Source organism: Cyanobium sp. LEGE 06113 (genome assembly GCF_015207615.1).
In genome coordinates, this window is the sequence record NZ_JADEWM010000005.1 from 227,414 (window position 1) to 246,998 (window position 19,585).

Consider the following 19,585-nt stretch of genomic DNA (forward strand, 5'->3'; position numbering starts at 1 on the left):
ATGACCATGGCTCAGAGGGCCGCTGGCCCTGATTCATGCCGTCAGGCAGAGTTCTCCAGGGTTTCACGCGTTGTTTCCTGGAAGACCTTGACCCGGCCCCATGGCGCAGGCCACTGATCTGACCCTCCTCAAGCCCATCCCGTGGTTTCCGGGGCTCTCCCTGCCGGAACTCCTTGCTGCGGATGGCTGCTCTCAACAGGATCAGCCCCTGCTGCTGGCCGTGAATCGTGGGGCTGGCATCAGCGCTCCCCTGCTGGCTGGTTTGGTCTGCACGCTGACGGCAGAGGAGAACCGCCGCCTTGGCGGCTTTCGCCACAAGGCGGATCAGGATCGCTTTCTGCTGGGCCGTGGCCTGCTGCGCCAGATGTTGGCTCTCTGGATGGATCAGCAGCCGCAGCACGTGGCGATCGCCCTGGGTCCGCGAGGCAAGCCCTATTGCCCCGGGGGGCCGCAGTTCAATGTCAGCCATTCCGGGGATCTGATTCTCCTGGCCCTCCACCGCTGCCGGCCTTTGGGGGTCGATGTGGAGCAGGAGCGGCCGGCGCTCAACTGGCAACCCATTGCGCGCCGCCTGTTGTCGAGCCAGCAGGTTGACGCCCTCCTGCAGCAGCCTGTTGCAGAGCAGGCCACGGCCTTTCTTCAGGCCTGGTGTCATCTGGAAGCCGAACTGAAGGCCGGTGGCTGGGGCCTGGCCGCGCCACCTGTGGGCGGATCGGCCTGCCTGATGGGCCACTGGCGGCTCTGCCTCGGCAGGGGCTATGTGGGGGCCCTGGCTGCCGGCCAAGCGTCAGATCCCTCGCTGAACGGCTGAGGCCGATGCGCTGCAATGGCCTCAGGCTTCGTCGTTGGGCGAGCCGCTCGACAGACCCTGTTGCCTCCCGATGCCTCCCGCCAATGCTGCGGCTGATCTGCCCAGCACCTTCCAGGATCGGAAGGATTTGGAGCAGACCATCACCGAACTGTTCCCCACGGCCTGGGGTGGGTTGAGCCCGATCCGCGGCGGCGGCGTGGCTGCCCTGGCCCAGCTCGCCCAGCTGGATCCGATCGCCTATGGCTGCAGCCGCAACCACATCGACGGCGCCGTGAGCGGCCTCTCGCCCTACATCCGCCATGGGGTGCTCAGTCTGGCTGAGGTGCGCGACGCGGTGTTCCGCTGGCTGGAGGAGCGGGGCTACGGACGCAGCGGACCGCGGGCTGAGGGCCGGCAACTTGCCGGCAAGTTGATCAATGAGCTTTGCTGGCGCGACTATTGGCAGCTGCTCTGGAAGCAGAGAGGCGATGCCATCTGGAACGACCAGGAGCCCCTCAAGACGGGTCATCCCCCCGGCCGCTATGCGGTCGCGCTTCCCGCTGATATCGCGGCGGGCCGCACCGGTCTGGCCTGCATGGATGCCTTCGCTGGGGAGCTGCTGGGGCGCGGCTGGCTTCACAATCACGCTCGGATGTGGCTCGCCAGCTATGTGGTGCACTGGCGCCAGGTGCAGTGGCAGGCGGGCGCCCGCTGGTTTCTGCAGCACCTGCTGGATGGAGATCCGGCCAGCAACAACCTCAGTTGGCAGTGGGTGGCGAGCAGCTTCAGCCAGAAGCCCTACATCTTCAACCGCGCCAACCTGGAACGCTTTGCGGGAGACCGCCACTGTCGCGGCTGCCTGCTGGCTGGGGCCGGCTGTCCTTTCGAGGCCAGCTATGAAACCCTGCAGCAACGGCTGTTCGCTCCCTCGCCGGTGGGCCTGGATCAGAGCCTCCCAGCACCGGTGCAGCGACTCGCGGCTCCCGCTCCGCCTACGAGATCAGGCCCACCGCTCGGCCGCCCGCTGGTGTGGGTGCACGGTGAGGCGCTGGGGCCCGCCAACCCTGCCCTGCGCGCCTGGCCCGAGGCGCCGGCGCTGTTCGTGTTCGACACCTCCCTGATCGCGGCCTCTGGCCTCAGCCTCCAACGGCTGGGCTTCCTCTACGAATGCGCCCTGGAGCTGCCGGTGAGCCTCAGGCAGGGGGATGTGGCCGAGCAGGTGCTTGCCTTCGCCGCTCGTCATGGGGCTGATGGCGTGGTCACCTCCGCTGCAGTGGATCCCCGCTTCGAGTTGATCCGTCGCAGGATTGCCGCGGTACTGCCCGTGAAGGTGCTGGAGCCGGAACCCTTTGTGCGGCTGGAGTCGCCCCCCGATCTGCGCCGTTTCTCGCGCTACTGGCGCCAGGCCGAGCCCCTGGTGTGGCGCCGCTTCCTCCCGGGCTGATGAGCTCAAGCCCTGGGCTCAATCCCCGGGTTCCGTGGCCTCCTTGAGAAAGGCCTCCTCCTGCTCGAGCACGGCGGCGGGATCGCTGAGCAGATCCGGCTCCTCCAGCAGCGGGAAGGCCTCCACCTGCACCTGTTCGGGTGTCAGGGGCGGCTCCAGCCAGCGGAAGCTGCGCTTGGGATCGGCCTCCTGACAGAGGGCCTCACTCTGCTGGCGCAGGGCCCGGCGCACATCGCTGCGGGCCACGGCATCGAAGAACTCCTGGCGGCTGGCCAGCCCCGAACTGAACGGAGCCGTGCCGTTGCCGTTGAACAGCCGCGCCGGGTCGGGCGTCCAGCGGGGCTGGCAGATGCCGCTCTCGCGGGTGTCGGTGTCGATCCAGATGTGCAGGCCGTAGCCATCGGGCTGGCTCACCACCGCCAGGCCGTCGTGGGGCACGCTGCGCTGCAGGGGGAAGATCGCCCAGCTGGCCTGGCGGTGGGCCGGCACGCAGCCGGCGCTGAGCAGCAACCCCGCCAGAGCCGCGCTGGCCTGCAGGGAAGAGGTCTTTAGCGTGAGGGCAGGCATCGATGAAGGAACAGGCCCATGGCGCTGACGCCGTCCACCATGCTGCCGTTGGGCACGCCCCTGCCGTTCGGAGTGATCAGCGCCCAACTGGCCACTGGTGCTGCCCAGCAGGTGAGTGGCGAACCGCTCGACCTCGATGGCCTGGCCAGGGGGCCCGTGTTGGTGTTGTTTCTGTGTGAACACTGCCCCTTCGTGAAGCACGTGGAACAGGAGCTCAGCCGCCTGCAGGCGGATGTGGCCGGCCCACCGCCGCGGCTGCGGATCCTGGCGATCTCGAGCAACAGCCTGCAGACCCACCCCCAGGACGGCGCCGAGGGTCTCAGGGCCCAGGCGGCTCGCCACGGCTGGACCTTCCCCTACCTGCTGGATGGCCACCAGGAGATCGCCCGGGCCTTCCGGGCCGCCTGCACCCCCGATCCCTACCTCTTCGCCCCGGCCGCCGACGGCGCTCTGCGGCTGGTGTATCGCGGCCAGCTCGATGACAGCCGCCCCGGCCAGGGCCGGCCCGCTGATGGCAAAGATCTGCGCGCTGCCCTCGCGGCCCTTGAGGCTGGAGGCACTCCGGCAGGGGAGCAGCGCCCCGCCATCGGCTGCAACATCAAGTGGCATCCAGGTTCAGAACCGGAATGGGCCCGCTGATCCCTGCCGCTCATTGCGTTTATGGTGAGCCGCATGCAGGTGCCACCCTTCAGCCTCGGTGAGCAGATCCAGGAGCTGGGTGGTGCCCTCGATGACGCCGTGTTGACCGTGCTGCGTAGCGGCCAGTACATCGGCGGCCCCACCATCGCCGCCTTTGAGGCCGCCTTTGCCGAGGCCTGCAGCGTGCCCCACGCGGTGGGCTGCAACAGCGGCACCGACTCCCTGGTGCTCGCCCTGCGCGGCCTCGGCATCGGCCCCGGCGATGAGGTGATCACCGCCTCCTTCAGCTTCTTCGCCACCGCCGAGGCGATCAGTGCCGTGGGGGCCACCCCGGTGTTCGTGGACGTGGACCCCGCCAGCTACCTGATCGATCTGGACCTGATCGAGGCAGCGATCACGCCGGCCACGAGGGCCTTGCTGCCCGTGCATCTGTTCGGCCGGCCGGTGGACATGGAGCGCATTGGCGCCATCGCTGCGCGCCATGGCCTCAAGGTGGTGGAAGACTGCGCCCAGGCCACCGGCGCCCGCTGGGCCAACCGGCCGGTGGGCAGCTGGGGCGATGCGGGCTGCTTCAGCTTCTTTCCCACCAAGAACCTTGGCGCCGCCGGCGATGGCGGCGCCGTGGTGTGCCGCGATGGGGCGCTGGCCCAGCGGGTGCGGGAGCTGGCGGTGCACGGCATGCCGCGCCGCTACCTGCACACCGATCTCGGCTACAACAGCCGCCTCGATGCCCTGCAGGCGGCGGTGCTGGCCGTGAAGCTGCCCCACCTGAGCCGCTGGCTGGAGAGCCGCCGGGCCATCGCTTCCCGCTACCTCAGCCAGCTGGCGGGGCTGCCCGGGGTGGCCCTGCCGGCGGCCGGGCCTGAGGGCCACAGCTGGAACCAGTTCGTGCTGCGGGTGCCGGCCTGCCCGATCGGCGCCCCGGCCTGTGGCGCCCGCGGAGAGGCGCCCTGCGACCCCGCTGCCAACACGGACGCGTTCGGCCTGCCGCAGGGCCGCTGCCGCGACTGGCTCAAGCAGCAGCTTCAGGAGGCGGGCGTGAGCACGATCATCTACTACCCGATTCCCATTCACCGCCAGCCGGCCTATGCCGCCCTGGGCTATGGGCCCGGCAGCCTGCCGGTCACCGAGCGGCTCTGCGCCGAGGTGCTGAGCCTGCCGATCTTCCCGGAGCTCTCCCAGGCCCAGCAGCAACGGGTGGTAGAGGCCCTGGGCCAGCTGCTGGCGCGCCCCGGCGACGCTGCCGCGCCCAGCAGCCTGCCGGATCGGGCCAGCTGCGCGGTCTGAACCCAAATCTGCAGGTGCCGTGTTCAACGATTAGCAAGCCGAGGCGCTTGTCGTCTACCAAGCCTCGTAGGGCGAGCGCTGCATAGAGCTTGCCCATCTTCTTTGGGGCAGCCCTCGGTTAACAATTAGCGCCCCAGTGCCGCAACCAGCCCCTTGAACCTGGCCTGCTGTTCTTTGTGGTTCACGATCGTTTCCGGGTAGCCGCGCCGCTCCAGAGGTGCGATGGCACCGCTGATCAGATCGGCCGTGGCCACATGGCGCAGCTCCGGCAGCCAGGTGCGGATGTAGTGGGCCTCCGGGTCGAACTTGGCGGCCTGGGTGAAGGGGTTGAAGATACGCAGCGGTTTGGGGTCCATGCCGCTGCTGGCGCTCCACTGCCAGCCGCCGTTGTTGGCGGCCAGGTCGCCATCCACCAGATGGCGCATGAACTGGCGTTCGCCCATCCGCCAGTCGCAGATCAGATCCTTCACCAGGAAGGAGGCCACGATCATGCGGCAGCGGTTGTGCATCCAGCCGCTGGCGTTGAGCTGCCGCATCGCCGCATCCACGATCGGCACGCCGGTGAGGCCTTCGCACCAGGCCTGGAACCGGCCTGCATCGTTCTCCCAGGGGAAGCGCTGCCACTGGGCCCGGTAGGGCCCATCGGCCAGCTCCGGGAAATGGAACAGGGCCTGCTGATAGAACTCGCGCCAGGCCAGCTCCTGTTCCCACACTGTGATCGATTGCTCGGCCTCGCTGCTGCGGGCCAGCTCGCGAGCCTGCTGGGCGGCGGCCCAGGCCTGGCGCGGGCTGAGCGTGCCGAACTTCAGCGCCGCGCTCAGCCCGGAGGTGCCGGCCTCACCGGGCAGGTTGCGGCCCGGCTCGTAGCCCAGCAGCGGCCCGCCATCGCAGAAGGCCTGCAGCTGCTCGAGGGCGGCGGCTTCGCCGGGGCGGCAGGGGCAGAGATCGCTGCCCGTGAAGCTGTGGGGCAGATGGAGCCCGGTGTGGGGATCGGGGCGCACGAGCGCCAACGCTTCGTTGGCGCCCTCCAGCAGCGCTGCCAGCTGGGACGGAGCCAGATCGAGCAGAGCGCTGGGCGCTTCCACGGGCTCCAGGCCGCCGCTGCTGGCGTGCCCCTGGCCGGAGCGGGCTGCCACCTGAGCGCGCCAGTTGCGCCAGAAGGGGCCATACACCCGGTAGGGATCACCCTGGCCGGTGCGCAGCGCCTCCGGCGGGATCAGCACTTGGTCCCAGTCCACCAGCAGCCGCTGACCCTGGTTCTGCAGGGCCGCCGCCACCCGTCGGTCGCGCTCGCGGCCGTAGGGCTCCACATCCTTGTTCCAGGCCACCACCGCCGCGCCCAGCTGCCGGGCCAGGGCCGGCAGCACCAGCGCCGGCTCGCCCCGCAGCACCAGCAGCCGGCTGCCGGCCTGGCGCCAGCGCTGCTCCAGCTCCCTGAGGCTCTCGGCCAGGAACCACAGCCTGGCGGGGGCCAGGTCCGGCGCCTCCAGCAGGCCTGGATCCAGCACGAACACGCCTGTGACGGCCGGGGTGGCCCGCGCCGCGGCGGCCAGGCCGAGGTTGTCGGCCAGGCGCAGGTCGCGGCGGTGCCAGAACAGCCAGCGCTCAGAGCCAGCTCCCGCCGCCGCCATCAGAGCCCCAGCAGCTGCTTGGCCCGCAGCCAGGCGCTCACGCTCTTGCCATCGAGGTATTCATCGCCGCTGGCCAGGGCCGCCTCCAGCTCCTCGGGCTGCAGCAGCAGCACCTCCAGGTCTTCGTCGTCGTCGCCGGCAGGCTGATCGGTGAGGGCCGTGAGCTGGCGGGCCAGGAAGAGGTGGATCACCTCATCGGAATAGCCGGGGCAGGGCAGCAGGGTGCCGAGCGGATCCCAGCGTTCGGCGGCATAGCCCGCCTCCTCCTGCAGCTCCCGGCGCATCGTGCTCAGGGGCGTTTCGCCCGGATCCAGGGTGCCGGCGGGGAACTCCAGCAGCCTGGTAGCCACCGCGAAGCGGTACTGGCGCAGCAGCACCAGGCGGCCGTCGTCGAGCACCGGCACCGCCAGGGAGGCTCCCGGGTGGCGAATCACGCCGAAGCTGGCCTCAAGGCCCATGGGCAGCGCCACCCGGTTCACCTCAAAGCGCAGCTTGCGGGCCTGCAGGGTGGCGATGGTGTCGAGATGGCGCGCGGGCTCGGGAGCGGGCAGGGGCGCCATGGCAAGCGAGGTGGGGTTGGTCCCCAGCATGGCGCTCGGGGGCGATCAGCAGCCCTCAGGGTTGTTGCCAGGCCGTCCAGCGCCCGTTGCGGTAGGCCGGCGCCCAGCCTTCGGGCCCGCTGTGTTGGGAGCTGGTGATCAGCACGCTGGCGCCCTGGTCGTCGGCCAGGCGGCCCAGGGCGGCCGGCGGCAAGGCGCCGTAGGCCGCCAGCAGCCGATCGCGGGCCTGCCAGCCGCCCGGGCCTTGCCACACCCCGCGATCGCCGCCGGCGAGGGCCGTGAGGCGGTCAAACCAGGTCTGAAGGGCCAGGGCGGAAGTGGGGATCTGCTTGAACTGCACGAAGCCGGGCCGGCCCGTCTGCAGGGAGAGGTCCTCAAAGCCGGAAGGTGGTGCCAGCACCAGAGCGCTCCTGGGGGTGTGGCCCCGGATCCAGGCGTACAGCTCCGCCTGCTCCGGGCTGGCCACGAACTGGCGCGGCCAGCCCGCCGCCGCCGTGGGCAGCTCGCGGGCCAGGCCCCCCAGGCTGATCAGCAGAACCACTACCACCAGTGCCGCCTGCAGCCGCCGCTGGGCTTTCCGGCCCGGCCCCCAGCGGCGCACGGCTCTGACCAGGACGGCGGCCAGCAGCAGCCACAGGCCCAGCATCAGCAGCGTGTCGGCCAGGCGGAAGGGGTAGAGGCTGAGCAGGGCGTGCTTCGGGGCGGCGGGGAGGCGGCTGGCCAGCAACCCCAGCAGCGCCAGGGGCCAGCTCATCGCCACCCAGAGAGCGAGGTCACGGCTGGCCCTCTGGCACGGATCGTGTTGCTGCAATGGCCCCTGCCAACGCGGGCGCCACCGCCCTGGCCACCAGCCGCCAGCCGCCACGGCCGTCAGCACGAACAGCCCCAGCAGCAGAGCGATGCGGGCCCAGTCGCCCGCCGACCAATCGCTCGGCAGCAGGTGGTGGGGATTGCGCAGCACCACGTAGATCCAGCCCGCGGAGGGCAGGGAGGCGCTGCTGTGAGGGGTCGCTGTGACGCTGGGCGCCAGCAGCTTCTGGGCCACGGCCAAGCCCGCCGGCAGCCCCATCAGCACCGCCCCGGCGCTCCAGCGGCCCAGTCCAGCCCAGCCCAGCTCGCGCCTGGTTCTGGTCTCCAGCACCAGCCTGGCCAGCGCCATCCCCGCCAGCGACGCCACCGCGAAGCTCCCCACCAGCAGGTGGAAGGAGCAGGCCAGGCCGCTGTAGAGCCCGCAGCGCCACCAGCGCCGCTCACGCCAGGCCGCGTAGGCCAGCAGCACGGCGGCGTAGGCGAAGGTTTTCGGCTCGGCGCTGCCCACCATCCACTCGGCAGCCACCACCCCCTGCTGCAGGCTGAACAGAGCCGCCGCCAGGGCCGCCAGCGCCGGCGTCAGCCCAAGCGGCACGGTGAGGCCCGCCAGGGCCCAGGCCCAGGCCCCGTAGCCCAGCAGCCGCACCAGCAGCGAGCCCGGCACGAAGCCCAGCAGGATCACAATCCGGCCGCTCAACTGCTGGAACAGCCACTGGTAGCCCTGGCTGTTGTTCAGGTACCAGTCCGTGGGGATCCAGCCGGGTTCGATGGCCTGTCGGGCCAGGGCCAGCTTGCCGGCCTCGTTGTCGCCCAGATTGCCGCCGAACAGGGCCAGGGCCGTGATCACCAGGCCGATGGCCAGGGCGCTGCGCCAGCGGCTGGGTGGATGGGAGCTGGTGATCGGGGCAGTGGGAACGGTTGCTCCATTGAAGAGGGCCGTCGTTGCCCTGGCCGTCTTCCGCATCACCCGCGTCCGTGGCACCCGGGCCAGCCTCACTCCGGCCAGCCCACCTGGGGGGCCAGCCGTTGCGGTGGCGGGCTGCCGTCATCTTGCCCAGCAGCGAGCAGCTCGGCCAGCAGCTCGTCCACCCGGCGCCCGGCATCTGGCGGCACCAGCTCCGGTGCCAGGGCCGCCAACGGCGCCAGCACGAAGGTGCGCTCCAGGTAGAGCGGATGGGGCAGCCACAGGGCGGCGCTCTGGCGCCGATGGCCGCCGCACCAGAGCAGATCGAGATCGAGGCTGCGCGGCCCCCAGGGCTGCAGCCGCTGCCGGCCGAAGGCCGCCTCCAGGCTCTGCAGGGCCAGCAACAGCCGCAGCGGATCGCCCCCGCTCGGCGCCCCCGCCGCGCCTTCGTCGTCAGGGCCGCTGGCCAGCAGCACCGCATTGAGATAGGGCGGCTGGCCGGCTGGCCCCCCCACGGGAGCGGTGCGGAACAGCGGCGACCAGCGCAGCCGCCAGGAGCCCACCGCCGGATCCGCCCCGGCCCAGTGCTGCAGCACCTGGCTCAGCAGCGGCCGTACCGCCGTGAGGGTGGCCAGCGGGTCGCCCAGGTTGGCCCCCAGGGCGATGGCCGTGGAAGGCCCGGGCGCCGCGGTGCTGGCAGCGGCTGGATTCACCCCGCCTGCGTTCAGGGCTCCCCCAGGAAATCGCGCTTGCCCAGCACCACGCCGTTGTGGCGCAGGATCCCGTAGGCGGTGGTGGTGTGGAAGTAGACGTTGGGCAGCACGAAGCCGGAGAGGAATGGCCAGCCGATCATGGTGATGCTCTGCCCGCGGCCGATCGGCACGCTCACCTCCCGCTCGGCGCTGTCCTCCAGCTGGTTGGGGGCGTAGCCGCCCAGCTCGTTGACGGCGGCCTCGAGGCGCTCGATCAACTGCGCAAAGGTGGTCTCGTCATCGGCCACGGCGACGGCCTCCACGCCGGCGAGGCGGGCCACCCCGCGGCGGGCGATGTCGGCGGCGATCTGCACCTGCCGGGTCAGAGGGAACATGTCCGGGTAGAGGCGGCTGGCCAGCAGCACGGCCGGATCGATGCCGCCGGCCTCGGCGTGCGCCTCCGCCTTGGCCAGCACCGCCGCCAGGTTGGTGAGGGTGCGCTGCAGGGGCGGCACGGCGGCCGCATGCATGGAGAGGGACATGATTCGGCCCGGCCGGTGAGCAGATCCTGAGGCTAAGGGCTGTGCCGTTGTCGAGTTCCCGCAGGCCCATCGGCCAGACTGACTTCCCTCCCCCTCCGGCCCGCGCCCCATGGTTGTCAGCGGCTCAGCAGCGTCTCCGGCTCCGGCCGGCCAGGGTGCTGATCGCTCCTTCCCGCTGGCGGCGATCACCGGCCACGGCACCCTCAAGCTCGCCCTGCTGCTGGCCGCCGTGGATCCGGGCCTCGGCGGCGTGGTGATCGCCGGCGGCCGCGGCACCGGCAAGTCGGTGCTGGCCCGGGGCCTGCACGCCCTGCTGCCGCCCATCGACGTGCTCGATCTGGGCGGCGCGGCGGTGCAGGCCCTCAACGTGGATCCCCAGCGTCCCGACGACTGGAACGAGGCCGTGCGCGAGCGGCTGCAGCAGCTGGGCGCCGACCCCAGTGGCCGCGACACCCAGGCCCTGCTGCCCACCCGTGTGATCCCCGCCCCCTTCGTGCAGGTGCCGCTGGGCATCACCGAAGACCGGCTGCTGGGCTCAGTGGATGTGGCCGCCTCCCTGGCCAGCGGCCAGGCGGTGTTCCAGCCGGGGCTGCTGGCCGAGGCCCACCGCGGCGTGGTGTACGTGGATGAGCTCAACCTGCTCGATGACGGCGTCACCAACCTGCTGCTGGCGGCGGTGGGCAGCGGCGAGAACCGCATCGAGCGTGAGGGCCTCAGCCTGGCCCACCCCTGCCGCTGCCTGCTGATCGCCACCTTCAACCCCGAGGAGGGGGCGGTGCGCGACCACCTGCTCGATCGCTTCGCCATCTGCCTCAGTGCCAACCAGGCACTGGAGCTGGAGCAGCGGGTGGCGATCACCCGCTCCGCCCTCGACCATGCCGAGTCGGGCCAGGATTTCCGGGGCCGCTGGCAGGAGGAGACCGACGCCCTCGCCACCCAGCTGCTGCTGGCCCGCCAGTGGCTGCCCGATGTGCAGATCAGCCGCGAGCAGATCGCCTACCTGGTGACCGAGGCCCTGCGCGGCGGTGTGGAGGGCCACCGCTCCGAGCTCTACGCCGTGCGCGTCGCCCGGGCCCATGCCGCCCTCAGTGGCCGCGATCGCGTCGAGGCCGACGACCTGCAGGTGGCCGTGCGGCTGGTGATCGCCCCGCGGGCCCTGCAGCTGCCGCCCCCTGATCCCGACCAGCCCCTGGAGCCGCCGCCGCCACCGCCGCCCCAGGGCGAGCAGCCGCCGGAGCAGCCGCCCGAACCCGACCAGAGCGAGCCGGAGCCCGAGGACAACACTGATCCCGAGCAGCCCGACCAGGAGGACGACAGCCCCGAGGACCAGGCGCCCCCCTCGGTGCCGGAGGAGTTCATGCTCGATCCCGAGGCCGTGGCGATCGATCCCGAGCTGCTGCTCTTCGGTGCCGCCAAGGCCCGCTCCGGCGGCAGCGGCAGCCGGGCCGTGGTGTTCAGCGACTCCCGCGGCCGCTACGTGAAGCCGATGCTGCCCCGCGGTCCGGTGAAGCGCATCGCCGTGGATGCCACCCTGCGGGCTGCGGCCCCTTATCAGAAGAGCCGCCGCGAGCGCCAGCCCCACCGCAAGGTGGTGGTGGAGGACGGCGACCTGCGGGCCAAGCAGCTGCAGCGCAAGGCCGGTGCCCTGGTGATCTTCCTGGTGGATGCCAGCGGCTCGATGGCCCTCAACCGCATGCAGAGCGCCAAGGGCGCCGTGATCCGGCTGCTCACGGAGGCCTACGAAAACCGCGACGAAGTCGCCCTGATCCCCTTCCGCGGCGAGCAGGCCGAGGTGCTGCTGCCGCCCACCCGCTCGATCACCGCTGCCCGCCGCCGGCTCGAAGCGATGGCCTGCGGCGGCGGCTCACCCCTGGCCCACGGCCTCTCCCAGGCGGCCCGGGTGGGGGCCAACGCCCTGGCCACGGGCGACCTGGGCCAGGTGGTGGTGGTGGCGATCACCGATGGCCGCGGCAACGTGCCCCTGGGCCGCTCCCTGGGGCAACCGGAGCTGGAGGGGGAGGAGCCAGTGGACCTCAAGGAGGAGGTGAAGCAAGTGGCCAGCCGCTACCGCGCCCTCGGCCTCAAGCTGCTGGTGATCGACACCGAGCGCAAGTTCATCGGCAGCGGCATGGGCAAGGAGCTGGCCGAGGCTGCCGGCGGCAAATACGTGCAGCTGCCCAAGGCCAGCGATCAGGCCATCGCCGCCATCGCCATGGAGGCGATCAACGCGGTGTAGGCATCGGGAAGGCCTCGGGAGCCTGGCCGGGCGCGATCGAGCGCCGCGGAGTGGCTTGGCCGTTCCGCGCTTTGTCGCCGCCGCTGGCCGCATCCGCTGCAGGTTCCCGGGCGGCCCCCGTCTGGGCGGGGTAGAGCTCCTCAAAGAACTTGCCCAGGCCCACGGTCACATTGCGCAGCCCATCCATAAAGCGGGGATCGGAGGTGAGCTGGTTCACATCCCCGCCCACGGCGTCCCAGCGGGCTGTGAGCTGTTCAGCGTTGCTCACCGTCCGCTGCAGTTCGGCCACGGTCTTGGGATTGTCCAGGGCGGCAACCAGCCGTCGCAGGTGGGCTGAGCTGGCATTGAGGTTGGCGATGGTGGGCTGGGCATCCTGCACCGATCGATCCAGGCTGTTCACCAGCGATTCGCCCTGACCCACCAGCACCTGGCCATCCTTCAGGAAGGCGGTGGCCTGCTTGGAGGTCTGATCCACGCTGATGGCCACCCCGGCCAGTTTCTGGATCAGCTGCTCCCGGTCGCCCTGCTCCAGCAGTTGCTGCATCAGGTTGGTCACGGTCGACAGGCTGGCAGCCTCACTGCCTTTGATCGAGGAGCCGTCGCAGAGCATCTGCTCGCGAGGACAGTCGGGCGATCGGGGCGGTGGCGCCGAGGCGTTCGGGGCTGGTCCGGTGCTGATCAGGGCCACCTGGGCCTCGCCGCCCAGCAGCGATCCCTGCACCACCTCAGCCCTGACCGGCAGGGAGAGTCTCAGGCTGGGATCGGTGATCTCCAGGTCGGCCTCCACCGCCCCCGGGGTGACGCGCACGGAGCGCACGCTGCCCACCATCACCCCTCGGTACACCACCGGGGAGCGTGCGGCGAGCCCCGAGGCCTGCTGGAAGCTGGCGTTCAGCGTCCAGAACTGGCGGGTGAGGGAGAGGCCCCGCAGCCAGAACGAGAAGCCCACCGCCGAAACGATCGCTCCCACCAGGGAGAATCCCACGATCGCCTCACGCACAGAGCGGCGCATTGCTCAGGCCTCTGCAGGCTGGATGGGCCCGCGCAGGCTACCGCTCCTGAACTGCATCACATAGGGATTGTCGGTGTGGCGGTAGGCCTCCAGATCGCCGGCCCAGCGAAAAATGCCGTCGTAGAGCATCACGATCTGGCCGCCGGTGCGCTCGATCGTGCTGTGCACGTGGCTCACCACCACGGAGCTGGCCTGGGCCACGGCTGTGGTGCGCACGATCAGATCCTCGATGCGGGTGCAGGCCACCGGATCCAGCCCGGCCGTGGGTTCATCGAACAGCAGCAGGGGCATCTGGGGCGAGTCCAGCAGCTGGGGGGCCGGAATCAGGGCGCGGGCAAAGCTCACCCGCTTCTGCATACCGCCGCTCAGTTCCCCCGGCAGCCGCTCCTCGATCCCACTCAGCCCCACGGCCTCCAGGGCTTCCGCCACCCGCTGGCGGATCTTGCCCTCCTTGAGCCGGCCGTAGCGATAGAGCAGGAAGCCCACGTTCTCGCGCACCGTGAGGGAGCCCAGCAGGGCCGGGTTCTGGAACACCAGCCGCACGTCGGGCGGGTTCTCCTGATCGATGCGCAGGTAGGTCTGGGGCTCGCCGTGCAGCAGCAGGCTGCCACTGCTGGGCAGCAGCAGGCCGGCGAGCAGCCGCAGGATCGTCGACTTGCCCGCCCCTGAGGGCCCCACCACCACCAGCTGCTCGCCGGGCAGCAGGCTGAGGTTCACGCCATCCAGCACGGTGGTGCTGCCCCAGCGCATGCTGAGGTTGCGGAGTTCGGCCAGGGGTGGGGCTGGGGAGTCCAGCGGCGGCAGCGCAATCACCTCTCATCTTCGCGCCTGCAGCCCGATCTACACTGGATTGGCTCCTTGAGCACAGTCCCACGCCCTCGTCTTCCCCTGCGCCGGCTTCCAGGCCGCGGCGGCCCCGCCGGCTCAGACCACGGGCCAGCTGGGTTGGCCGGGGGGAGCTGCGCCAGCGCGATCTGGTCAGCCGTTCGCGGCGCGCGGTGCGCTGGCTCCAGCCCGGCCTGGTGGTGAAACGCTGGGTGCTCACCTCGGGGCTGGGCCTGTTGATCGCCCTGTTGGGGGCCGCGGTGTGGGCCGATCTGCAGCCCATCTACTGGACCATCGCCGGCATCCAGTGGCTGCTCAAGAACCTCACCACCGTGCTGCCGAGGGGGATCACCGGGCCGTTGGTCCTGGCGATCGGCGCCGCCATGATCTGGCTGGGACAGAGCCGCAGCTTCGGCGCCATCCAGCAGGCCCTCGCCCCGGATCGGGGCACCCATCTGGTGGATGCCCTCGCTGCCCAGGGCCGCCTCAACCGCGGTCCCAGCATTGTGGCCGTGGGCGGCGGCACCGGCCTCTCCACCCTGCTCAGTGGCCTGAAGCGCTACAGCAGCAACCTCACCGCCATCGTCACCGTTGCCGATGACGGCGGCAGCAGCGGTGTGCTGCGCCGCGAACTGGGGGTGCAGCCCCCGGGTGACATCCGCAACTGCCTGGCCGCCCTGGCCCGGGAGGAGCCCCTGCTCACCAGACTCTTCCAGTACCGCTTCCAGTCGGGTGTGGGGCTGGAGGGGCACAGCTTCGGCAACCTCTTTCTCTCGGCCCTCACGGCGATCACCGGCAGCCTCGAGTCGGCGATCACCGCCAGCAGCCGGGTGCTGGCGGTGCAGGGCCAGGTGGTGCCCGCCACCAATGCCGACGTGCGCCTCTGGGCAGAGCTGGAGAGCGGTGAGCGGATCGAGGGCGAATCGGCGATCGGCCATGCCCACAGCCCGATCGTGCGGCTGGGCTGCTCACCCGAGCGCCCGCCGGCCCTGCCCCGGGCGATCGAGGCCATCGCCCATGCCGACCTGATCGTGCTCGGCCCTGGCAGTCTCTACACCTCACTGCTGCCCAACCTGCTGGTGCCGGAGCTGGTGGCGGCGATCGCCCGCAGCAAGGCGCCCCGCCTCTACATCTGCAACCTGATGACCCAGCCCGGCGAGACCGACCACCTCGATGTCGAGGGGCACCTGCGCGCGATCGAGGCCCAGCTCGGCAGCCTCGGTGTCGAGCAACGGTTGTTCAATGCCGTGCTGGCCCAGGAGAACCTGGCCGACACGCCGCTGCTGGATCGCTACCGCCAGAAAGGGGCCGAACCGGTCCGCTGCGAAGCCCGCAAGCTGCAGCGCCAGGGCTATCAGGTGATGCAGGCACCCCTGCAGGGGCTCGGCCCACCGCCACGCTGCGCCACGACCCCCGCAGCCTGGCTCTGGCGGTGATGCGGTTCTATCGCAGCTACCGCAGCAACAACCTGCGGCGGGCGAGGGCCCAGCGCCAGGATCCCTGAGCCAGCCAGGTAGCCTCCGGCCATGGCGGCTTCTGACCACCACTTTCTGCACCTGCCCGGCCACCACCTGCTCTATGGGCGCGTGCCCAAGGCGGCCAACAGCAGCGTCAAGGCGGCCCTCACCCGACTGATCCGACCGGAGCTGCAGCGCAACCGCCATGGCCTGGGCCAGCGGTTGCTGCGGGCGCTGCAGCCCCATCGCTCCTGGCAATCCCTCTCCTCCCAGGTGGACCAGTTCTGGGATCTGCTGCCGAGCAGCATCGCCCGCCCCGTGGACCGCGCCACCGCCAGACAGCTGCGGGCGCACTGCTTCAGCTTCGCGGTGGTGCGCAACCCCTTTGATCGCCTGCTCTCGGCCTACAACAACAAGGTGATCGAAAACCCCAGCTGCACGGCCCGGCTGCGGGCCATCGGCGTGGAGCGGGGCATGGCGCTGCCCCAGTTCATCGAGCGCCTCTGCGCAGCGGATTCGGCGGCTCTCGATGTGCACGTGCTGCCCCAGGCGGAGATCCTCTGCCTTGACGCGGAGCCCCTGCCCACCTGGGTGGCCTATGCCGAGAGCCTGGAGCTGCATTGGCCCTTCCTGGTGCAGCGGGCCCGCCGCGCCGGCGTGCCGGGCCTGATGCGTCAGCTGCCGGACAAGAACAGCCGCCGCCAGGGCCAGAGCACCGATCTCGAGCAACTGCTGGCCCAACCGCAGCTCGTGCAGCTGCTGCGCCAGCGCTACGCCGACGACTTCAGCTTCTTCTACCCCTGGCTGCTGGAGGGGAACCTGACAGTGGCGCAGGTGCGGCAGGGCGGCCCGCGCCGGCCGCGCCACTTCGTGCCGGCTCAGTAGGCGTCCTGCATCTCGTAGAAGTCAGGCTGCACGTAGTCCTTGCGGAGCGGCCAGCCCTTCCAGTCCTCCGGCATCAGCAGCCGTTTGGGATGGGGATGGCCTTCGAACTGGATGCCGTACATGTCGAAGGTCTCGCGCTCCTGCCAGTCGGCGCCGCGGAACAGGCCGTAGAGGCTGGGGATGGTGAGGGCGCCGTCGCGAGCCAGGAACACCTTGAGGCGCACCTCCTGGGGCCGCACCTCGGCGGGCAGCTTGGCCAGGCCGGCGCTGCTGTCAGCGAGGACACCCAGCTTCACCAGGTGGTAGAAGCTCACCAGACGGCCGCCTGGCCCCTCGTCGTAGCCGCCCTGGCACTGCAGGTAGTCGAAGCCGTCGGCCTTGAGGGCGGTGGCCAGAAGTGGCAGGAAGGCCGGCTCCACGCCGAGCACTTCCACGCCGAGGTGATCCGGGGGCAGCACCGTGTGGTCAAAGCCCTGGCTCTGCAGCCACCGGCTCACTGGCCCGGGCTCCACGGAGGCGAGCGCTTCGGGGCTGGGGGCGGACTCAGGCATCGCTTGACTCGGCGGTGGGGCGGGGGCTCTCAGCAGCGGGCACGGGCTCCGTGCTGGCTGCCTCGGCTTCGAGGCTGCCGAGCGGCAGGCCGGCTGCGGCGGCCAGGGCCTGGCGCTGGGTTTCGGCCTCGAGATAGGCGCCGGTGACGATCGGCTCGACGGGCGTCATCTGGTGGGCCACGGTGCAGTAGCGGTGGGTGGGCCGCAGGTTGCCGCGCTCAGCCAGCGCCTCATTGCCCACCTTCTTGCGCAGCTTGATCACCGCATCGAAGATGGCCTCGGGCCGCGGCGGGCAACCGGGCAGGTAGAGGTCCACGGGAATCAGCTTGTCAACGCCCCGCACCGCGGTGGTGGAGTCGGCCGAGAACATGCCACCGGTGATCGTGCAGGCCCCCATGGCGATCACGTACTTCGGCTCAGGCATCTGCTCATAGAGGCGCACCAGGGCCGGGCCCATCTTCATGGTCACCGTGCCGGCCACGATCAGCAGGTCGGCCTGGCGCGGGCTGGAGCGGGGCACCAGCCGAAGCGGTCGAAGTCGAAGCGGGAGCCGATCAGGGCCGCGAACTCGATGAAGCAGCAGGCCGTGCCGTAGAGCAGGGGCCAGAGGCTGCTGAGACGGGCCCAGTTGTGCAGGTCATCGAGGGTCGTGAGAATCACGTTCTCCGACAGATCCGAGGTGACAGCCGGGCTGCCCACGGGGCCGCAACTGGCGGCACGCACGTCCCGCAGCGCGTCGATGCTGGGGCTGGTCTGGGGGGTGAGGGTCATGGGTTCCGTCAGCTCCACTCGAGGGCGCCTTTGCGCCAGGCATAGGCCAGGGCCACCACCAGGATGGCAATGAACACCAGGGCTTCAATGAAGGCCAGGAGCCCCAGCCGGTGGAAGGCCACCGCCCAGGGATACAGAAACACGGTCTCCACGTCGAAGATCACGAAGACCAGCGCAAACATGTAGTAGCGGATGTTGAACTGAATCCAGGCTCCGCCAATGGGCTCCATCCCGGATTCGTAGGTGATCTCCCGTTCGCCGCCGCGGCTGGTGGGCGACAGCAGCTTGTTGGCGACGAGGGCGAGCACGGGAACGGCAGCCGAAATCAGCAGAAAGCCGAGGAAGGCGTCGTAGCCGGAGAGCACGAACATGGGGGCGAGCCCAACGTGGCGCGCAGTCTGGCATCTGCAACCGGAAAGCCACGGCCTCGGTTGCAGCATGGTTCCTAGAGTCAGGTCCCCCAGCCCGACTCCGGTGACCGACGAGATCACTCCGCAGGGGCAGGAGATCCCTGCCCAGCAGCCGGCTGAGCCGGCCGCTTCTGCTCCGCAGGCGGTTCCGGCTGCACCGGACTCGGTTCCCGGCGAGCCCGTCGACGATCCCGACAGCCACCGCTTCGAGTGCCGCAGCTGCGGCTTCGTCTATGACCCGGCCGAGGGCGTCAGGAAACTGGCGATTGCCCCGGGGACGCCGTTTTCCGATCTCGACCCCGTTTCCTTTCGCTGCCCGGTGTGCCGCAGCAAGGTGGGGGCCTTCATGGACATCGGCCCGCGCAGCAAGCCCAGCGGCTTTGAGGAAAACCTCAACTTCGGCCTCGGGGTCAATCGGCTCACCCCGGGGCAGAAGAATGTGCTGATCTTCGGGGGATTCGCCCTGGCCTTCGCCTTTTTCCTCTCCCTCTATTCCCTGCGTTGATGCCCGCGCCGATGAACCGCTCCTCCTCCAGCTCCCCGCTCCGCCCCCGCCTGCTCTCCTCGCTGTGCTCCCTGCTGCTGGTGCTGGGGATCAGCCTGGGGCTGGGTGGCTGCGTCACCACCGGCCTGGCCCGCACGGTCGACAGTCCCTGGGAGTCCGTACCCCTCAACACCACGGCCAACCCGCTGGCCGTGGCCTTCTCCGACGCCGACCACGGCTTCCTGGTGGGCAGCAACCGGCTGATCCTGGAAACCAGCGACGGCGGTGCCAGCTGGGAGGAGCGGGCCCTCGATCTGCCCGATGAGGAGAACTTCCGCCTGATCAGCATCGACTTCCGCGGCGACGAGGGCTGGATCGTGGGCCAGCCAGGCCTGCTACTGCACAGCTCCGATGCCGGCCGCAACTGGAGCCGCCTGTTCCTCGACACCAAGCTGCCCGGCGAGCCCTACCTGGTCACGGCCCTCGGCCGGGACACGGCCGAACTGGCCACCAGCGTGGGAGCCATCTACGACACCAGCGATGGCGGTGCCAGCTGGCAGGCCCGGGTGGGGGATGCGGCCGGCGCCGTGCGCGAGCTGCGCCGCAGCCCCGATGGCCGCTATGTGAGCGTCAGCAGCCTGGGCAATTTCTTCTCCACCTGGAATCCCGGCCAGGAGGTGTGGCAGGTGCACCAGCGGGTGAGCAGCCAGCGCCTGCAGACCATCGGCTTCCGCCCTGACGGCACGCTCTGGATGCTGGCCCGCGGTGCCCAGATCCGCTTCGGCAGCGATCCCGCCGAGCCCGAGCAGTGGAGCAAGCCGGTGATCCCGATCACCAATGGCTACGGCTACCTCGACATGGCCTGGGATCCCCGTGGTGGGATCTGGGCCGGCGGCGGCAGCGGCACCCTGCTGGTGAGCAGCGACGACGGCCGCAGCTGGCAGCAGGACCCGGTGGGGGCCCAGGAGCCCTCCAACTTCACCCGCATCGTGTTCAGCCGCGACGGCAGCAAGGGCTTCGTGCTGGGCGAGCGCGGCTCGCTGCTGCGCTGGGTGGGCTGAGGGACGGCCCGCGATCCAGCGGCGTTT

Annotated in this window: 18 protein-coding genes and 2 pseudogenes; 9 read left to right on the forward strand and 11 right to left on the reverse strand. The window is 70.5% G+C overall.

All coding sequences use genetic code 11. The features are described 5' to 3' along the window. Positions 1–100: 100 nt before the first annotated feature. Both IQ220_RS10525 and IQ220_RS16565 read left to right on the forward strand, forming a co-directional pair. Entirely contained in the window at positions 101–811 is a 711-nt protein-coding gene (locus IQ220_RS10525; RefSeq protein WP_193914855.1) for a 4'-phosphopantetheinyl transferase superfamily protein, read from the forward strand. 70 nt (positions 812–881) lie between these two features. Next, positions 882–2,234, forward strand: coding sequence for an FAD-binding domain-containing protein (locus tag IQ220_RS16565; RefSeq protein ID WP_193914857.1), 1,353 nt, complete (start codon positions 882–884; stop codon positions 2,232–2,234). A gap of 18 nt (positions 2,235–2,252) precedes the next feature. Here IQ220_RS16565 and IQ220_RS10535 read toward each other — a convergent pair whose 3' ends face one another. Further along, positions 2,253–2,801, reverse strand: coding sequence for a hypothetical protein (locus tag IQ220_RS10535; RefSeq protein WP_193914859.1), 549 nt, complete (start codon positions 2,799–2,801; stop codon positions 2,253–2,255). 18 nt (positions 2,802–2,819) lie between these two features. Between IQ220_RS10535 and IQ220_RS10540 the strand changes: the two genes are divergently transcribed. Continuing rightward, entirely contained in the window at positions 2,820–3,440 is a 621-nt protein-coding gene (locus IQ220_RS10540) for a thioredoxin family protein (RefSeq protein WP_193914861.1), read from the forward strand. A 33-nt stretch (positions 3,441–3,473) separates the two neighbouring features. Beyond that, complete coding sequence (locus tag IQ220_RS10545; RefSeq protein WP_186697449.1) at positions 3,474–4,727, forward strand: DegT/DnrJ/EryC1/StrS aminotransferase family protein; 1,254 nt, start codon at positions 3,474–3,476, stop codon at positions 4,725–4,727. Between the two features lie 125 nt (positions 4,728–4,852). Here the strand turns inward: IQ220_RS10545 and IQ220_RS10550 are convergent, their stop codons facing one another. From IQ220_RS10550 to IQ220_RS10570, 5 genes are read right to left on the reverse strand one after another with little or no spacing between them, the layout of a single operon-like run. Continuing rightward, entirely contained in the window at positions 4,853–6,358 is a 1,506-nt protein-coding gene (locus IQ220_RS10550) for an FAD-binding domain-containing protein (protein WP_193914862.1), read from the reverse strand. Further along, positions 6,358–6,918 carry an NUDIX hydrolase gene (locus tag IQ220_RS10555; RefSeq protein ID WP_193914962.1) on the reverse strand — a complete coding sequence of 187 codons (561 nt, stop codon included), beginning with the start codon at positions 6,916–6,918 and terminating at the stop codon, positions 6,358–6,360. The genes IQ220_RS10550 and IQ220_RS10555 overlap by 1 nt, the downstream gene beginning before the upstream one ends. A 55-nt stretch (positions 6,919–6,973) precedes the next feature. Further along, positions 6,974–8,692, reverse strand: a complete 1,719-nt coding sequence (locus tag IQ220_RS10560; protein WP_193914864.1) for a DUF6798 domain-containing protein — start codon at positions 8,690–8,692, stop codon at positions 6,974–6,976. Positions 8,693–8,721: 29 nt separating this feature from the next. Continuing rightward, positions 8,722–9,345 carry a 2-amino-4-hydroxy-6-hydroxymethyldihydropteridine diphosphokinase gene (gene folK, locus IQ220_RS10565; RefSeq protein ID WP_193914866.1) on the reverse strand — a complete coding sequence of 208 codons (624 nt, stop codon included), beginning with the start codon at positions 9,343–9,345 and terminating at the stop codon, positions 8,722–8,724. Between the two features lie 11 nt (positions 9,346–9,356). Continuing rightward, a complete protein-coding gene (locus IQ220_RS10570; RefSeq protein ID WP_186697443.1) occupies positions 9,357–9,866 on the reverse strand; it encodes a DUF1993 family protein in 510 nt (169 codons plus the stop codon). 109 nt (positions 9,867–9,975) lie between these two features. Between IQ220_RS10570 and bchD the strand changes: the two genes are divergently transcribed. Then, positions 9,976–12,102, forward strand: a complete 2,127-nt coding sequence (gene bchD / locus IQ220_RS10575; protein ID WP_193914868.1) for a magnesium chelatase ATPase subunit D — start codon at positions 9,976–9,978, stop codon at positions 12,100–12,102. Here the strand turns inward: bchD and IQ220_RS10580 are convergent. Together IQ220_RS10580 and IQ220_RS10585 are read right to left on the reverse strand one after the other, a co-directional pair. After that, positions 12,089–13,114, reverse strand: a complete 1,026-nt coding sequence (locus IQ220_RS10580; protein ID WP_193914870.1) for an MlaD family protein — start codon at positions 13,112–13,114, stop codon at positions 12,089–12,091. The genes bchD and IQ220_RS10580 overlap by 14 nt on opposite strands. A gap of 3 nt (positions 13,115–13,117) precedes the next feature. Continuing rightward, positions 13,118–13,864 carry an ABC transporter ATP-binding protein gene (locus tag IQ220_RS10585; protein ID WP_193914964.1) on the reverse strand — a complete coding sequence of 249 codons (747 nt, stop codon included), beginning with the start codon at positions 13,862–13,864 and terminating at the stop codon, positions 13,118–13,120. Positions 13,865–14,073: 209 nt separating this feature from the next. Between IQ220_RS10585 and yvcK the strand changes: the two are divergent. Further along, positions 14,074–15,443: pseudogene (gene yvcK / locus IQ220_RS10590) on the forward strand (uridine diphosphate-N-acetylglucosamine-binding protein YvcK). A gap of 22 nt (positions 15,444–15,465) precedes the next feature. After that, complete coding sequence (locus IQ220_RS10595; RefSeq protein WP_193815506.1) at positions 15,466–16,281, forward strand: sulfotransferase family protein; 816 nt, start codon at positions 15,466–15,468, stop codon at positions 16,279–16,281. Here IQ220_RS10595 and IQ220_RS10600 read toward each other — a convergent pair. From IQ220_RS10600 to ndhC, 3 genes and pseudogenes are all read right to left on the reverse strand, one after another. After that, positions 16,275–16,832: an NAD(P)H-quinone oxidoreductase subunit J gene (locus tag IQ220_RS10600; RefSeq protein WP_186697435.1), complete on the reverse strand. Its 558-nt coding sequence runs from the start codon at positions 16,830–16,832 to the stop codon at positions 16,275–16,277. The genes IQ220_RS10595 and IQ220_RS10600 overlap by 7 nt on opposite strands. Then, a pseudogene (nuoB, locus tag IQ220_RS10605) lies at positions 16,825–17,603 on the reverse strand (NADH-quinone oxidoreductase subunit NuoB). Before nuoB ends, IQ220_RS10600 begins: the two are co-directional and overlap by 8 nt. A gap of 8 nt (positions 17,604–17,611) precedes the next feature. Then, a complete protein-coding gene (ndhC, locus tag IQ220_RS10610; protein ID WP_186697425.1) occupies positions 17,612–17,974 on the reverse strand; it encodes a photosynthetic/respiratory NAD(P)H-quinone oxidoreductase subunit C in 363 nt (120 codons plus the stop codon). A gap of 103 nt (positions 17,975–18,077) precedes the next feature. Between ndhC and IQ220_RS10615 the strand changes: the two genes are divergently transcribed. Together IQ220_RS10615 and IQ220_RS10620 are read left to right on the forward strand one after the other, a co-directional pair. Further along, positions 18,078–18,518, forward strand: a complete 441-nt coding sequence (locus IQ220_RS10615; protein WP_370566426.1) for a rubredoxin — start codon at positions 18,078–18,080, stop codon at positions 18,516–18,518. Positions 18,519–18,529: 11 nt separating this feature from the next. Further along, positions 18,530–19,558 (forward strand): photosynthesis system II assembly factor Ycf48, encoded by a 1,029-nt coding sequence (locus IQ220_RS10620; protein WP_228009108.1) that lies wholly within the window; start codon positions 18,530–18,532, stop codon positions 19,556–19,558. Positions 19,559–19,585 lie beyond the last annotated feature (27 nt).

Coding starts and splice junctions, on each gene's coding strand:
- IQ220_RS10620 (WP_228009108.1), top strand. CDS start 18,530: ATGAACCGCTCCTCCTCCAGCTCCCCGCTCCGCCCCCGCCTGCTCTCC.
- IQ220_RS10550 (WP_193914862.1), bottom strand. CDS start 6,358: ATGGCGGCGGCGGGAGCTGGCTCTGAGCGCTGGCTGTTCTGGCACCGC.
- IQ220_RS10545 (WP_186697449.1), top strand. CDS start 3,474: ATGCAGGTGCCACCCTTCAGCCTCGGTGAGCAGATCCAGGAGCTGGGT.
- IQ220_RS16565 (WP_193914857.1), top strand. CDS start 882: ATGCCTCCCGCCAATGCTGCGGCTGATCTGCCCAGCACCTTCCAGGAT.
- ndhC (WP_186697425.1), bottom strand. CDS start 17,974: ATGTTCGTGCTCTCCGGCTACGACGCCTTCCTCGGCTTTCTGCTGATT.
- IQ220_RS10580 (WP_193914870.1), bottom strand. CDS start 13,114: ATGCGCCGCTCTGTGCGTGAGGCGATCGTGGGATTCTCCCTGGTGGGA.
- IQ220_RS10560 (WP_193914864.1), bottom strand. CDS start 8,692: ATGCGGAAGACGGCCAGGGCAACGACGGCCCTCTTCAATGGAGCAACC.
- IQ220_RS10535 (WP_193914859.1), bottom strand. CDS start 2,801: ATGCCTGCCCTCACGCTAAAGACCTCTTCCCTGCAGGCCAGCGCGGCT.
- IQ220_RS10600 (WP_186697435.1), bottom strand. CDS start 16,832: ATGCCTGAGTCCGCCCCCAGCCCCGAAGCGCTCGCCTCCGTGGAGCCC.
- IQ220_RS10540 (WP_193914861.1), top strand. CDS start 2,820: ATGGCGCTGACGCCGTCCACCATGCTGCCGTTGGGCACGCCCCTGCCG.
- IQ220_RS10595 (WP_193815506.1), top strand. CDS start 15,466: ATGGCGGCTTCTGACCACCACTTTCTGCACCTGCCCGGCCACCACCTG.
- IQ220_RS10585 (WP_193914964.1), bottom strand. CDS start 13,864: ATGCGCTGGGGCAGCACCACCGTGCTGGATGGCGTGAACCTCAGCCTG.
- IQ220_RS10525 (WP_193914855.1), top strand. CDS start 101: ATGGCGCAGGCCACTGATCTGACCCTCCTCAAGCCCATCCCGTGGTTT.
- IQ220_RS10555 (WP_193914962.1), bottom strand. CDS start 6,918: ATGGCGCCCCTGCCCGCTCCCGAGCCCGCGCGCCATCTCGACACCATC.
- bchD (WP_193914868.1), top strand. CDS start 9,976: ATGGTTGTCAGCGGCTCAGCAGCGTCTCCGGCTCCGGCCGGCCAGGGT.
- IQ220_RS10570 (WP_186697443.1), bottom strand. CDS start 9,866: ATGTCCCTCTCCATGCATGCGGCCGCCGTGCCGCCCCTGCAGCGCACC.